Source organism: Streptomyces sp. NPDC027189 (assembly GCF_055566975.1).
Genome location: NZ_JBVHRI010000013.1, coordinates 69,652 through 84,300 on the forward strand (window position 1 = coordinate 69,652; position 14,649 = coordinate 84,300).

The window sequence follows — 14,649 nt, forward strand, 5'->3', positions numbered from 1 at the left end:
GCGCGTAGTTTTGTCGGCTGGGGGTCCGGGGGCTGGCCCCCGGGATGGCCCAGCAGCGACAACAGGCGTCTCGGTGGGAGCAGTCTTGGCACGCAAGATCGGTAGCCGGTACACCGCGAACCAGATTCTGGGGCGGGGCAGTGCCGGCACGGTGTGGCTGGGTGAGGGGCCGGAGGGGCCCGTCGCCATCAAGCTGCTGCGCGAGGACCTCGCGTCCGACCAGGAGCTCGTGGGGCGCTTCGTGCAGGAGCGCACGGCGCTGCTCGGTCTCGACCATCCGCACGTGGTCGCGGTGCGCGACCTGGTGGTGGACGGCAACGACCTCGCGCTCGTCATGGACCTCGTCCGGGGGACCGATCTGCGGACCCGGCTCGACCGGGAGCGGAGGCTCGCCCCCGAGGCCGCGGTCGCGATCGTCGCGGATGTCGCGGACGGGCTCGCGGCCGCGCACGCCGCGGGGGTCGTCCACCGGGACGTGAAGCCCGAGAACGTCCTGCTCGACATGCAGGGCCCGCTGGGTCCCGGCGGATCCCACCCCGCCCTCCTGACCGACTTCGGTGTGGCCAAACTCATCGACTCGCCCCGCCGGACCCGGGCCACGAAGATCATCGGTACGCCGGACTATCTCGCGCCCGAGATCATCGAGGGGCTGCCGCCGCGGGCAGCCGTCGACATCTACGCCCTGGCGACTGTCCTGTACGAGCTCCTTGCCGGCTTTACGCCCTTCGGGGGCGGGCACCCGGGGGCGGTCCTGCGCCGGCACGTCACGGAGACGGTCGTACCGCTGCCCGGCATCCCGGACGAGCTCTGGCAGCTGATCGTGCAGTGCCTGGCGAAGGCGCCGGCGTCGCGGCTGCGGGCCTCGGAGCTCGCGGCGCGGCTGCGGGAGCAGCTGCCGTTGCTGGCGGGGATGCCGCCGTTGGACGTGGACTCGCCGGACGCGGAGTCGGCGGACGCGGACGAGGCGTACGAGGAGACGGCGGAGCCGTCCGCTCCCGCGGCGCGGGAGCGGCGGGGGGCCGTGCCGCTCGTGCCGGGCGCTGCGCCGGACTCGAACCGGGATACGCATACGTCGATGCGGGTGCCGGGGCCGGACGAGCTGGCGGGGGGCGCGCGCGGTACGGCCCGTGCGCCGCGGGCCGCGGGTGCGCCCCGGCCGGGGTCGGCGCGGCATCGGGCCTCCGCGCGGCGGCGTCGCATCACGCTCGGGGCGGCTGCCGTGGCCCTTGTCGCCGCCGTGGGCGTCGGCACCTGGCTCGCCACGTCCGGCGACGACGCGGGGGCGACGCCGCCGGACACGAAGAACTCGGCTCCGGCGTCCCCGTGACCGCCCGGTGGGGGTTGGGGGTGGGTTTTTCGCCCCCTCCGCCCCTACCCGTCCCGTACCGGCCCTTCCGCTGCGGGTGGGTGGGGGCTGGTCGCGCAGTTCCCCGCGCCCCTTCAGGGGCGCAGCCCCCGGGGGATGTGAACGGGTAGGGGTGGCGAGGGCGAGAAACCCACCCCAGCCGCTGTGGCGCCTGGCATGCCGGTCCTGTAGGGGCGAGCGGCGAGGCTCGCTTGTCGTAGCCGTTACGCTGGAGGCGTGGCAGTCGTCGATGTATCCGAAGAGCTCAAGTCCCTCTCCTCGACCATGGAGTCGATCGAGGCCGTCCTGGACCTCGAGAAGCTGAGGGCAGACATCGCCGTGCTCGAGGAGCAGGCGGCCGCGCCGTCCCTGTGGGACGACCCGGACGAGGCGCAGAAGATCACCAGCAAGCTGAGCCACCTCCAGGCGGAGGTCAGGAAGGCCGAGGCGCTGCGCGGGCGTATCGATGATCTGGGCGTGCTCTTCGAGATGGCGGAGGAGGAGGACGACCCGGACACCCGCGCCGAGGCCGAGTCCGAGCTCGCTTCCGTCAAGAAGGCGCTGGACGAGATGGAGGTCCGGACGCTGCTGAGCGGCGAGTACGACTCCCGTGAAGCCGTCGTCACCATCCGTGCCGAGGCCGGCGGCGTCGACGCCTCCGACTTCGCCGAGAAGCTGCAGCGCATGTACCTGCGCTGGGCGGAGCGGCACGGCTACAAGACGGAGCTCTACGAGACCTCGTACGCGGAAGAGGCCGGCATCAAGTCGACCACCTTCGCCGTCCACTCCCCGTACGCGTACGGAACGCTGTCCGTGGAGCAGGGCACCCACCGGCTCGTCCGCATCTCGCCCTTCGACAACCAGGGGCGTCGCCAGACCTCCTTCGCCGGTGTCGAGATCCTGCCCGTCGTCGAGCAGACCGACCACATCGAGATCGACGAGTCGGAGCTGAGGGTCGACGTGTACCGGTCGTCCGGGCCGGGTGGTCAGGGCGTCAACACCACCGACTCCGCGGTGCGGCTGACCCACCTTCCCACCGGCATCGTCGTCTCCTGCCAGAACGAGCGGTCGCAGATCCAGAACAAGGCCTCGGCCATGAACGTTCTGCAGGCCAAGCTCCTCGAGCGGCGCCGGCAGGAGGAGCAGGCCAGGATGGATGCCCTGAAGGGCGACGGCGGCAACTCCTGGGGCAACCAGATGCGTTCGTACGTCCTGCACCCGTACCAGATGGTCAAGGACCTGCGCACCGAGTTCGAAGTCGGCAACCCCGAGGCCGTGTTCGGCGGCGAGATCGACGGCTTCCTCGAGGCCGGAATTCGCTGGCGCAAGCAGCAGGACAAGTAGGCGGGCAACAGGCGGGCGTATTCGTGCCCCATTGAAGCCTCTTTGTCGACAAGGCAACTGCCGTCCATCGGACGGCAGTTGCCTTTTGTGTGGGGGTTGTCTGGGTTTTACGTCACAGTCACATGTCCGCACGGCAGGCAAATGATGTTGATCTGGACATCGCGTACGCAACGACCTTGACGTTGCTTTGAAAACTGGGAAGGCTAACGCGTGGCATGCGTATCTCTGGGGCGCATGTGAACCGGGGGGCTTGAGAGAAGCCACCTGTGACGCCGTGGCCCCGGGCGCTGCTCCATTGACGATGAGCTACTGGGGGTAGCAGGCAGATGACCAAGAAGACGCGGATCCGCGTGGCGCGGATAGCCGCCGGTACGATGATTGCCGCCGGTGCTTCGCTGACCGCCGCGGGTGCCGCTTCGGCGCTCGACCTCGGCGTGAACGTGGGCGGCCTGAATGTGGGCGTGAGCGCGGACGAGAACGGTGTCGGCGTGAAGGCGGGTCTCGACGACCCGACTCCGACCCCGACCGAGACGGGTATCCCGACCGAGGAGCCGCCCACGCCCACCGTGGTGCCCACGGAGCCCACCGAGGAGCCGACCGAGCCCACGGAGGAGCCGACGGAGCCCACGGAGGAGCCGACGGAGCCCACGGAGGAGCCCACCGATCCGACCACCGAGCCGACCGACCCCGGCAACGGGAACGGCAACGGGAATGGGAACGGCAACGGGAACGGCAACGGCAACGGCAACAACAACACCGACCCCGACGGTGGCTCCTCCACCCAGGAGGAGGGCTCCTCGGCCCTCACCGATACGGGCTCGGACACCTCGACCCAGGGCAAGAACGACGGCGAGCTGGCCGAGACGGGTGCCGGTCAGACCACGTTCCTGCTGGTCGGCGCCGCCACGATGATCGCCGGCGGTATCGGCTTCCGCATGCTGCCGCGCCTCGCGGGCGGCCGCGGCGGTGCCGCAGCCTGACCGACACATGCGTGACGAAGGGCCCGGAGCAGCTCGCTCCGGGCCCTTCTCGTGTCAGGGACGCCTCACGGGCGGGCGCACCGCCCGCGCCCGTCTCACACCGTCTGGTGGGCCACCAGCGCCAGTGCCGCGATCAGCACGGCCAGCAGGGCGATCAATGCCATGGGGTTCAGGCCCGCGAAGGGGCTCTCCTGCTGGAGCCGCTCGCGGTTCGCGCGGCAGACGGGGCAGCGGCCCTCGCTCACGGGCGCCGCGCAGTTCGCGCACACCAATCGGTCGTACGTCATGCGCTCGCCCTCCTTGCGCCGTATCCCCGTACACAACGCTCTACATAACGCTGCGGGGGACGCAACCGTTCCCCCCTCCACTGTGCCAGGTTCCGCCGATTTCGGCGCGGTTCGCTTTATCCTGCCCCGCGCTCCGGGGGTCAGTCCCTGAAAACGGCACTCTGGGAGGGTGGCTGAGGGCGTTCTCGCGACTGCGGACCGTAGTGGGTCGTTCGCGCAGTTCTCCGTGCCCCTGCGGGGACGCTCCCCGAGGGGCACTTCCAAGCCCCGTACAAAACCGCACAAGCCCCTCGCAACCGCTACCAGAGCCTGCGCTTGCGCACCTGGGTCGCGTATGGTCACGCACACCTACCCCCGGCGACCCGTGGTGCATCCGTGATCCGATTCGACAACGTCTCCAAGGTCTACCCCAAGCAGACCCGCCCCGCTCTCAGGGATGTCTCCCTGGAGGTCGAGCGCGGAGAGTTCGTGTTCCTCGTGGGGTCCTCCGGCTCCGGAAAGTCCACCTTCCTGCGGCTGATCCTCCGCGAGGAGCGGTGCAGTCACGGTCAGGTGCACGTCCTGGGCAAGGACCTCGCGCGCATTTCCAACTGGAAGGTGCCGCAGATGCGCCGCCAGCTGGGGACCGTGTTCCAGGACTTCCGCCTCCTGCCGAACAAGACGGTCGCCGAGAACGTGGCCTTCGCCCAGGAGGTCATCGGCAAGTCCCGTGGCGAGATCCGCAAGTCCGTGCCCCAGGTGCTCGACCTCGTCGGCCTGGGCGGCAAGGAGGACCGGATGCCCGGCGAGCTGTCCGGTGGTGAGCAGCAGCGCGTGGCCATCGCGAGAGCCTTCGTGAACCGGCCCAAGCTCCTCATCGCCGACGAGCCGACCGGAAACCTCGACCCGCAGACCTCCGTCGGCATCATGAAGCTGCTCGACCGCATCAACCGGACGGGCACGACCGTCGTGATGGCCACCCACGACCAGAACATCGTGGACCAGATGCGCAAGCGCGTCATCGAGCTGGAGAAGGGCCGTCTCGTCCGCGACCAGGCGCGCGGCGTCTACGGCTACCAGCACTGATCATCGTCCACGGAAAGGTCTGAAGAAGACGCCATGCGCGCGCAGTTCGTTCTGTCGGAGATCGGTGTCGGTCTCCGCCGCAATCTGACCATGACCTTCGCGGTCGTCGTCTCGGTCGCCCTCTCACTCGCCCTGTTCGGCGGTTCGCTCCTGATGAGCGACCAGGTCAACACGATGAAGGGCTACTGGTACGACAAGGTCAACGTCTCGATCTTCCTCTGCAACAAGAGCGATGCCGAGTCCGACCCCAACTGCGCCAAGGGCGCGGTGACCGCCGACCAGAAGAAGCAGATCCTCGCCGACCTGGACAAGATGTCCTCGGTCGTGCAGAAGGTCAGCTATGAGTCGTCGGACCAGGCGTACAAGCACTACAAGGAGCAGTTCGGCGACTCCCCGCTGGCCAGCTCCCTCACGCCGGACCAGATGCAGGAGTCGTACCGGATCAAGCTGAGGGACCCGGAGAAGTACCAGGTCATCGCGACGGCCTTCGACGGGCGTGACGGCGTGCAGTCCGTGCAGGACCAGAAGGGCATCCTGGACAACCTCTTCGGGCTGCTCAACGGCATGAACTGGGCCGCGCGCGCGGTGATGGCGATGATGCTCGTCGTCGCACTGATGCTGATCGTCAACACGGTGCGCGTCTCCGCGTTCAGCCGACGGAGGGAGACGGGGATCATGCGCCTCGTCGGCGCCTCCGGCTTCTACATCCAGGCGCCGTTCATCATGGAGGCCGCGGTCGCCGGGCTCATCGGCGGTGGCGTCGCCTGCGGATTCCTGCTGATCGCGAGGTACTTCATCATCGATCATGGTCTGGCGCTGTCCGAGAAGCTGAATTTGATCAATTTCATCGGCTGGGACGCCGTGTTGACGAAGCTGCCGCTCATTCTCGCGACGAGTCTGCTGATGCCCGCGCTGGCCGCGTTTTTCGCGTTGCGCAAGTACCTGAAGGTGTGACGCATGCCAAGGGGGCCGTACTGCCAACCGGCGGTACGGCCCTTTGCGTTGTCCTAGACTCACCGGCATGTCAGGTCGTGACCTGTTCTGTGAGCCCCGCCGCATCCGCCGCGGGGCCGCCCTGACATTGCTGTTCGCGAGCGTCCTCGTCACCGGTGCGGCGACCGGATCATTCTCCGACCCCGGCCGGAAGTCTCCTTCCTCCACGGCCCGTTCGACCCCCACGGGCCACCACGAGGACGTCACCGAGGCCGCCGCCGAGGCGATGGCCGACGGCAAGTCGCCCATGGAGGCCGCCGAGCGCGCCGTCAGCCGCAGCGGCGACCGCTGGGGCGCGGTCTACTCTCAGGGCGAGTACGAGGAGTTCGAGGAAGCCCTCGACGGCCAGTACACCGGCGTCGGGCTCTGGGCCCGGCGCGAGCGTGACGGACGTATCGAAGTGGCCCGGGTGCAGACCGGCTCGCCCGCGGCCGCCGCCGGGATCCGCAAGGGCGACCGGCTGCGCAGCGTCGACGGCGAGAAGGTCGACGGCCGGCCGGTCACCGAGGTCGTCTCGTTACTGCGCGGCGACGCGGACGACGCGGCCGCCGGCACGGAGGTCGCCCTCGGCCTGGAGCGCGGCACGCGCGCGTGGAGCCGGACGCTGCGCCGGGCCAAGCTGTCCACGGACTCCGTGACCGTCCACAAGCTCTCCGGCGGCGTCACCGTGATCAAGGTCGCCGCCTTCACCAAGGGCTCGGGCGATCTCGTACGGACCGCCGTCGCCCAGACCCCCCGGCGGGCCGGAATCGTCCTCGATCTGCGCGGCAACTCCGGAGGCCTGGTCACCGAGGCCGTCACCGCCGCCTCGGCCTTCCTCGACGGCGGCCTCGTCGCCACCTACGACGTCAATGGCGAGCAGCGCGCCCTGCACGCCGACCCCGGCGGCGACACGGCCAGACCCCTGGTCGCGCTCGTCGACGGCGGCACGATGAGCGCGGCCGAGCTGCTCACCGGAGCCCTCCAGGACCGCGGCCGCGCGGTCGTCGTGGGCTCCAGGACCTTCGGCAAGGGCTCGGTCCAGATGCCGAGCCGGCTGCCCGACGGCTCCGTCGCCGAGCTGACCGTCGGGCACTACCGCACCCCCTCCGGGCGCAGCGTCGACGGCCGGGGCATCACCCCCGACCTGGAGGCGGACGACGGTTCCCTGCAGCGGGCCGAGACGGTACTGAGCGGGCTCGGGGACGAGTCGTAGCCGGCCTTCACGGTTCTCGTGACCGGCCGTTCGAGGGCTTCGTAATCGGCTTTCCCCCTGACCCCTCTGTAGTGCGAAAATGAGCAGCACTATGAGCAAGGGAATGTACGTACCGAAAGAGTCCCAGCCCAAGCAGGGCGGGGCGGCCTCCGCCAAGGCCAAGGACGGCAAGCGCAAGATCGTCGCGCAGAACAAGAAGGCACGGCACGACTACGCGATCATCGACACCTACGAGGCCGGGCTCGTGCTCACCGGCACCGAGGTGAAGTCGCTGCGCCAGGGACGCGCCTCGCTGACCGACGGCTTCGTCCAGATCGACGGGAACGAGGCGTGGCTGCACAACGCCCACATCCCCGAGTACAGCCAGGGCACCTGGACCAACCACTCCGTGCGCCGCAAGCGCAAGCTGCTGCTGCACCGCGAGGAGATCGACAAGCTGGAGTCGAAGTCCCAGGAGACGGGTCACACGATCGTGCCCCTCGCCCTGTACTTCAAGGACGGCCGCGCGAAGGCCGAGATCGCGCTCGCCCGCGGTAAGAAGGAGTACGACAAGCGGCAGACCCTGCGTGAGAAGCAGGACCGGCGCGAGTCGGACCGCGCGATCGCGGCGGCGAAGCGCAAGCAGCGGGGCCAGTAGCCGCGCGGCCGTCGGGAATACGCTGGCACCCGGCCGTGTTGGTCACGTACGATGGAGCAGTCCCGCTGGTGACGGGACGCTGGATTCGCCGAGTTTTCAGTGAGTCCACCTTTGAAAAATCAACATGGGGATGATCGGTTTCGACAGCGGCTGTTGAAGCAGGGGAAGCGTGTCGAGGAAGCGGCAATGATCTCGTAAACCATATGTCGCAAAAAATAATCGCCAACACCAAGCGCGATTCCTTCGCCCTCGCTGCCTAAGTAGCGACTTGCGAAGTGTCAGCCCGGGGCTGTTCCCGACCCGGATCCTGGCATCAGCTAGGGAACTAAACTCCTGGACCCGGTCACGGGGTGCAGGAGGAAATCAAACAGTGGCTGGGCCCGTCGGCGACTTGTTCGCGTGATCGCCGGGGCCGAGAAAATCGCAGCGAACTGCACACGGAGAAGCCCTGATTTTGCACCGTTGGACGCGGGTTCGATTCCCGCCATCTCCACTTCATCCCATGTGGGTCAAGCCCCGCTGCTGTGGCAGCGGGGCTTTTTCCTTTCGGTGAACCTTCGCTGCTTCAGCGGAGCGAGAAGGTCGACAGGCGCAGCCCCGCGCTCAGCACCAGGTACACATCCCGGCGGCCCTGCGCCGCCGAGGTCAGGGCGCTGGTCACGGTCTCGTAGTCATACGCCGATGCCGTGCCGTCCGTATGTGCCGTACCGACCAGCGTGCCCGTCGGCGACCCGAGACGGATCTCGACCGTGCCCGAGCCGGTTCCCGCCACCCGTGCGGTGAAGCGCGCCGCCCCCGAGCCGAGCCGGGCGTCCGCGAACTTCAGCCAGGCCCCGTCATCCGATGCGCCCACCGCCGTACCGCGCGCCTTCGACTCGTCGACCAGCCGGACGTCCGCGTAGTCGTCGAAGTTCTCCGCCCGGGTCACCCTGGCGAGATCCCGGGCCGGGATCGTCTCGCCGTGCGCCGTCAGCGTCGTACGAGCGCGGATGTCGGACGAGGACGCGCCGATCAGGACGTCGTACATGCCGCTCTCCACCACCCACCGCGAGCGCGTGACGTCCCAGTGCGCGAGGTCCTTCGTGCGCAGCTTCAAGGTCACCGTCTTCGTCTCGCCCGGCTTCAACGACACCCGCGCGTACGCCTTCAGCTGCTTCAGCGGCTGTTTGTCGCGCGAGATCCGCTGGTGCGTGTAGAGCTGGACGACCTCGTCGCCGGCGCGGTGTCCGGTGTTCGTCACCGCCACCTCGTAACCGCCGTCGACGCGCTTCGGCGCGCCATAGCGGAAGGAGGTGTACGAGAGGCCGTAGCCGAAGGGGTAGAGGGGCTGACCCTTGAAGTACTGGTAGGTGCGGTCGGACTTGATGATGTCGTAGTCGAGGATCGACGGAAGGTCGGACTCCGACCGGTACCAGGTCTGGGTGAGGCGGCCCGCCGGGTTCGTGTCGCCGTAGAGGAGGTCGGCGAGGGCGTTGCCGGTCTCCTGGCCCGCGTGGGTGGTCCACAGGACGGCCGGGACCTCCTTCTGGAGGGCGCCGAGGGTGGTCGGATAGCTGTTCTCGACGACCACGACCGTCTTCGGGTTGGCCGCGTGCACCGCCTTGACCAGGGCTTCCTGCGAGGGTGCCAGGCCCATGTCGGTGCGGTCGTGGTCCTCGCGGCCGTTGATCGAGGGCATCGAGCCGACCACGACCACCGCCGTGTCCCTGCCCTTCACCGCGGCCACCGCCTCGTCGACCCCGCTGCGTACGACGTCCTTCGCGTAGTGCGCGGCCTGTTCCTTGGAGACCAGACCGAGGGCGCCGTCGTCGCCGGTCGGACCGAGGTAGACGGGGTTCGACCACCAGGACTCGGCGGTCTCGTACCCGGCGTACCGGAGCAGGTAGCCGCCGTCGTCCTGGCGCTCCAGCTTGAACTGCTGCTGGACGTACCAACCGTTGGGCTGCACCTGGTCGTTGACGAAGTTCGCCCAGTTGTACCCGACGTACTTTCCGTTGGCGGCCGAGCGCAGCGTCACGATGCCGGAGCCCCAGTCGAAGACGTCGAACTGCGAGGCCGGGCCGGTCTCCGTGCTCTCCTTGAGAGCCGCTCCCGTGTCAGAGGTCCCCGCCGTGACGTACTTCCCCGTCGCCGTGTCCTTCAGCGCGATGCGGTCCGCGCCCTCGCTGCTCGCCACGGAGGTGCCGAGCTTCGCCTCGATGCCCTGCTTGGGGGTGACCGCGTACGGCAGCGTTCCCGAGTACCAGTCGGTGTAGAGGGTGTCGGCGAGGGGGCCCACGACGGCCACGTCGTTCGCGGACTTCTTCAGAGGCAGCGCGTTCTGGTTCTTCAGGAGCACCGCCGCCTCCGTCGCCGCCTCGCGGGCCAGCTTCCGGTGGGCGGGGCTGTTGATCACGGACTTGTCGATGGAGCCGTAGGTGCCGCCGTTCGGGTCGAATTCGCCGAGCCGGACGCGGACGGCGAGGATGTGGGAGACGGCCGTGTCGATGTCCGATTCCTTCAACAGGCCTCGCTCCAAGGCCGAGTTGACGGCCGTGACCGTCGGTCCGGAGTCCGCGCTGTTGTCCGTGAAACTGTCGATGCCGGCCTTCAGCGCGGCCGCGTCACCCTCGGCCAGCGTGGGGTAGTAGTTCTGGGTGGCGGGGAGCAGGTTGCCGGGGGCGAAGGCGTCGGTGACATTCAGCAGATCGCGCGACGTCCAGGACCGTACGACGTCGTTCAGGTCCGGATCGACCGTGTTGGGGCGGCCGTTGACCAGGTTGTAGGAGGACATGACGCCCGTCGCCGCGTCCGCCTCGATCGCCGGCTCGAAGGCCGCCTCGTCGTACTCGTGCAGCACGCGCGGGCGCAGGTCTGAGGACGTGGTCGCGCGGTGCACCTCGTTGTTGTTGGCGAGGTAGTGCTTGAGGGTGGGGGCCGTCTTGAGGTGGTCGGGATCGCCGCCGGTCAGGCCGTCGCCGTACGCCGTGGAGATCGAACCGGTGAGGTACGGGTCCTCGGAGTAGCCCTCCTCGTTGCGTCCCCAGCGCGGGTCGCGCAGCAGGTTCACCACCGGCGCCCAGAGGTTGAGGCCCCAGCCGTCCGGGCGCTCCTGCTGAAAGCCGCGCGCCTCGTCGCCGACCGCCGAACCGACCTGTTCGATCAACGCCGGGTCCCAGGTCGACGCGAGCCCGATCGCCTGCGGGAACACGGTGGTCCTGCCCAGCCAGGCGACGCCGTGCAGGGCCTCGGTGCCGGTGCGGAACGCCTGGATGCCGAGTCGGGGGATCGCGGGCTCGTACTGGTGGAGGAGGGAGATCTTCTCGTCGAGGGTGAGGCGGTCCAGCAGGTCGTCGACACGCCGGTCGACGGAGAGGTGCGGATCGCGGAAGGCGTACGTGGGGCCGTCGGCCGCGGCCGGCACGGTGGCGCCGAGCCCTGCGATCAGGGCCATCGCGACGACGACCGTGATTCTCTGTCTTCCCTTGTTTCGCTTGCCTTTCATGACACGGCTCCTTCGACTAGGGCCTTGCACTGGGGCGTTCAACGGCACTTCAGGGGGCCGCACGGCGGGCCGTGCTCGCCCGCTCCGTCAGCCGGGGAGCCAGCAGCGTCGCCTCGGGCACCTCCGCGCCGCCCAGCTTCTTCATCAGCAGCTCCACCGCCCGCGCCCCCACCTCGGCGGACGGGATGGCGATGGACGTGACGGGGACACGGACGCCCTCGGCGAGTTCGTCCGGGCAGATGGCAGTGACGGACAGATCGCCGGGGACCCGCAGACCGAGCTGCTCGAAGGCGTCGATCAGCGGCTCGAGGATCGGCTCGTTGTGCACGACGACTCCGGTCAACGCCGGGTGTTCGCGCAGCAGTTGCTCGGCGACCCGGCGCGCGGCGGCGGGCGAGGCCTCGCAGGGGTGGACCGAGGACGCGAGGCCGCCCCGGTCGGCGGCCGCCGTGAACCCCTCGACCACACGCTGGGCGAACGCCGTCCCCCGCACATACACCTCGGGCGGCGACCCGACCAGCGCCACGACCCTGTGCCCGAGCTCCGCGAGGCGCTCGACGCACAGCTCGCCCGCCGCCTTGAAGTCCAGGTCGATACAGGTGAGCCCGTCCGGGGCCGCGGGGAACCCGATGAGCACGGACGGCCGGTCCAGTGCGCGCAGCAACGGCAGCCGGGCGTCGTGGAGCTGGACGTCCATCACGATCAGCGCGTCCACCAGAGCGGTGTCGGCGACCCGGCGCAGCCCGTCCTCGCCCTCCTCCTGGGTGAGCAGCAGGACGTCGTGGTCGTGCCGGCGCGCCGCCGTCACCACCGACACCGCGAACTGCATCACGACCGGCACATGGATGCCCGCCCGCAGCGGCACCACCAGCGCCAGCACGTTCGAGCGGCTGCTGGCCAGCGCCCGCGCGCCCGCGTGCGGCCGGTAGCCCAGCTCGCGGATGCTCGCCGCGATGCGCTGCCGGGTCTCCTCGGAGATCGGGCGCTTGCCGCTGAGTGCGTACGAGACGGTACTCGGGGACACCCCGGCGTGCCGCGCCACATCGGTGATCTTGACCATGCTCAGTTCAGCTCCAACGACAGGAAGCCCGTCCCGGCCTTCGCCCGTGTTTCGCGCTCACCCGCGGCCAGCCCCCAGGGCGCCGAGGGGTCACTGGACGAAGCCCGCAGCGTGTCCCCTTCGCGTACGACGGTGAAGGTGACGCCGCCGACCGGCACCGTGACCTGCGCGCCGCGCTCCAGGCCGTACGCGCGCAGGGTGACCCCGTCCGTGTGGTCGTAGTCGGGCCGGTCGTCCACCGCGCCCACCGGGATCACCGCCCCCGGCCGCACCAGCAGCGGCACGCTCAGGAAGCCGTGCCGCTCGCGCACCCAGCGCGGACCGGCCACCGTCTGCCCGCTCAGGAAGTGGGTCCAGGTCCCCGCGGGCACGTAGTACGAGACATCCCCGTCGTCGCTGAAGACGGGCGCGACCAGCAGATCGGGACCGAGCATGTACTGCCGCTCCAGATGCGCGCACCCAGGATCGTCCGGGAATTCGAGAACCATCGCCCGCATCATGGGCACGCCCTCCGTGTGGGCGGCGCGGGCGGCCTCGTACAGATAGGGCATGAGGCCGAGCTTCAGCCGGGTGAACAGCCGCAGGACGTCCACGGCCTCGTCGTCGAACAGCCAGGGCACGCGGTACGAGGACGAACCGTGCAGCCTGCTGTGCGAGGACAGCAGCCCGAAGGCGATCCACCGCTTGAACAGCGCGGGCGTCGGCGTCCCCTCGAACCCGCCGATGTCATGGCTCCAGAACCCGAACCCCGACATCCCGAGACTCAGCCCGCCGCGCAGCGACTCGGCCATCGACTCGTACGTCGCCTCGCAGTCGCCGCCCCAGTGCACCGGGAACTTCTGGCTCCCGGTGGTCGCCGAGCGGGCGAAGACGACGGCCTCGTGCTCGCCCCTGTGTTTGCGGAGCACATCGAAGACGGTCTGGTTGTAGAGGTAGGTGTAGTAGTTGTGCATCCGCTCGGGGTCGGCGCCGTCCGCGTAGGCGACATCGACGGGGACCCGTTCGCCGAAGTCGGTCTTGAAGCAGTCGACGCCCTGGGAGAGCAGTGCTTCCAGTTTGGCCGCGTACCACTGCCGGGCCTCTTCGCTCGTGAAGTCGACGAGCGCCATGCCCGGCTGCCACAGATCCCACTGCCAGACGCTGCCGTCCGGCCGCCTGAGCAGATGCCCGAGGGCCCGCCCCTCCGCGAACAGCGGCGACCGCTGCGCGATGTACGGATTGATCCATACGCAGATCCGCAGCCCCTTGTCCTTGAGCCGCGCCAGCATCCCCTCCGGATCGGGAAAGACCCGTGGATCCCACTGGAAGTCGCACCAGTTGAACTCGCGCATCCAGAAACAGTCGAAGTGGAAGACGGAGAGCGGCAGTTCACGCTCCCGCATGCCGTCGATGAAGGACGTGACGGTGGCCTCGTCGTAGGAGGTGGTGAAGGACGTCGAAAGCCACAGCCCGAACGACCAGGCGGGCGGCAGAGCCGGCCGCCCGGTGAGTGCCGTGTACTTGCGCAGGATGTCCTTCGGGGTCGGGCCGTATATGACGTAGTACGTCAACTGCTGTGTCTCGGCGCTGAACTGGACCCGCGAGACCGCCTCCGAGCCGACCTCGAAGGAGACCAGGCCGGGGTGGTCGACGAAGACGCCGTAGCCCGCGTCCGTCAGATAGAACGGGACGTTCTTGTACGCCTGTTCCGTCGCCGTGCCGCCGTCGGCGTTCCACATGTCCACGACCTGGCCGTTCTTGACGAGCGGCCCGAAGCGCTCGCCGAGACCGAAGACCTGAGCGCCGACGCCGAGGTTCAGCTGCTCACGCAGATAGTGGGCGCCGGTCGCGTCCCGCATGATGCCCATGCCCTTGGGGCCGCTGGTGGTGAGGGTGCGGCCATGGGCGAGGAAGTCGATGTGCCAGGGTGTGGTGCGGGCGACCCGGACGGACAGCGCGCCCGCGGTGAGGGTCGCGTGCTCGTCGTCGTACTCGGCGTGGGGCGTGAACCCCGTGCCCTGGACCTCGAATTGGGGCCTCCTCGGCTCCTCGCCCTGGAAGTGCGTGAACGTGACGCCGATGACATCGGGCATCGGCGCGTGCGCGCTGATCGTCACGACCGGTCCCTTCAGCAGGTCGCCGCGGTGGCGGATGGGCTGCGTCGGCGCGTGGATCTCCAGGCCGCCGGGCCCGGAGGTCACATCGAGGACCTCGACCGGGTGGGCCGCGGTGACACCCTCGCGCAGCAGCCAGTAGCCGTCGGTGAACTTCACGCCCGCA

11 protein-coding genes and 1 other RNA gene are annotated in these 14,649 nt (G+C 69.1%); 8 read left to right on the plus strand and 4 right to left on the minus strand.

Annotated features, from left to right (window positions below; all coding sequences use genetic code 11):
- Positions 1-85: 85 nt before the first annotated feature.
- The 3 genes from ACZ4RZ_RS28220 (at position 86) to ACZ4RZ_RS28230 (ending at position 3,669) form a co-directional block, all read left to right on the plus strand.
- Entirely contained in the window at positions 86-1,327 is a 1,242-nt protein-coding gene (locus ACZ4RZ_RS28220) for a serine/threonine-protein kinase (RefSeq protein WP_467748719.1), read from the plus strand.
- A 255-nt stretch (positions 1,328-1,582) separates the two neighbouring features.
- The gene (prfB, locus tag ACZ4RZ_RS28225) at positions 1,583-2,689 is read left to right on the plus strand and encodes a peptide chain release factor 2 (protein WP_467748721.1); all 1,107 of its coding nucleotides are present in this window, start codon (positions 1,583-1,585) and stop codon (positions 2,687-2,689) included.
- 326 nt (positions 2,690-3,015) lie between these two features.
- Positions 3,016-3,669: a hypothetical protein gene (locus tag ACZ4RZ_RS28230; RefSeq protein ID WP_467748723.1), complete on the plus strand. Its 654-nt coding sequence runs from the start codon at positions 3,016-3,018 to the stop codon at positions 3,667-3,669.
- A 95-nt stretch (positions 3,670-3,764) separates the two neighbouring features.
- Here the strand turns inward: ACZ4RZ_RS28230 and ACZ4RZ_RS28235 are convergent, their stop codons facing one another.
- Positions 3,765-3,956, minus strand: a complete 192-nt coding sequence (locus ACZ4RZ_RS28235) for a hypothetical protein (protein ID WP_028805018.1) — start codon at positions 3,954-3,956, stop codon at positions 3,765-3,767.
- 375 nt (positions 3,957-4,331) lie between these two features.
- On the opposite strand from ACZ4RZ_RS28235, the gene ftsE reads away from it, so the two are divergent.
- The 5 genes from ftsE (at position 4,332) to ssrA (ending at position 8,342) form a co-directional block, all read left to right on the plus strand.
- The gene (ftsE, locus tag ACZ4RZ_RS28240) at positions 4,332-5,021 is read left to right on the plus strand and encodes a cell division ATP-binding protein FtsE (RefSeq protein ID WP_369246992.1); all 690 of its coding nucleotides are present in this window, start codon (positions 4,332-4,334) and stop codon (positions 5,019-5,021) included.
- 33 nt (positions 5,022-5,054) lie between these two features.
- A complete protein-coding gene (ftsX, locus tag ACZ4RZ_RS28245; protein ID WP_467748724.1) occupies positions 5,055-5,975 on the plus strand; it encodes a permease-like cell division protein FtsX in 921 nt (306 codons plus the stop codon).
- 67 nt (positions 5,976-6,042) lie between these two features.
- Positions 6,043-7,209 (plus strand): S41 family peptidase, encoded by a 1,167-nt coding sequence (locus ACZ4RZ_RS28250; protein ID WP_467748726.1) that lies wholly within the window; start codon positions 6,043-6,045, stop codon positions 7,207-7,209.
- Positions 7,210-7,312: 103 nt separating this feature from the next.
- Entirely contained in the window at positions 7,313-7,846 is a 534-nt protein-coding gene (gene smpB, locus ACZ4RZ_RS28255; RefSeq protein WP_467748972.1) for an SsrA-binding protein SmpB, read from the plus strand.
- Between the two features lie 126 nt (positions 7,847-7,972).
- Positions 7,973-8,342, plus strand: a transfer-messenger RNA (tmRNA) gene (gene ssrA, locus ACZ4RZ_RS28260).
- 69 nt (positions 8,343-8,411) lie between these two features.
- Here ssrA and ACZ4RZ_RS28265 read toward each other — a convergent pair.
- The 3 genes from ACZ4RZ_RS28265 to yicI are packed head-to-tail and all read right to left on the minus strand — an operon-like array spanning position 8,412 to position 14,642.
- Entirely contained in the window at positions 8,412-11,330 is a 2,919-nt protein-coding gene (locus tag ACZ4RZ_RS28265) for a glycoside hydrolase family 3 protein (protein ID WP_467748728.1), read from the minus strand.
- 49 nt (positions 11,331-11,379) lie between these two features.
- Positions 11,380-12,390, minus strand: coding sequence for a LacI family DNA-binding transcriptional regulator (locus tag ACZ4RZ_RS28270; protein WP_467748730.1), 1,011 nt, complete (start codon positions 12,388-12,390; stop codon positions 11,380-11,382).
- Between the two features lie 2 nt (positions 12,391-12,392).
- Positions 12,393-14,642: an alpha-xylosidase gene (gene yicI / locus ACZ4RZ_RS28275; RefSeq protein WP_467748731.1), complete on the minus strand. Its 2,250-nt coding sequence runs from the start codon at positions 14,640-14,642 to the stop codon at positions 12,393-12,395.
- Between the last annotated feature and the right edge of the window lie 7 nt (positions 14,643-14,649).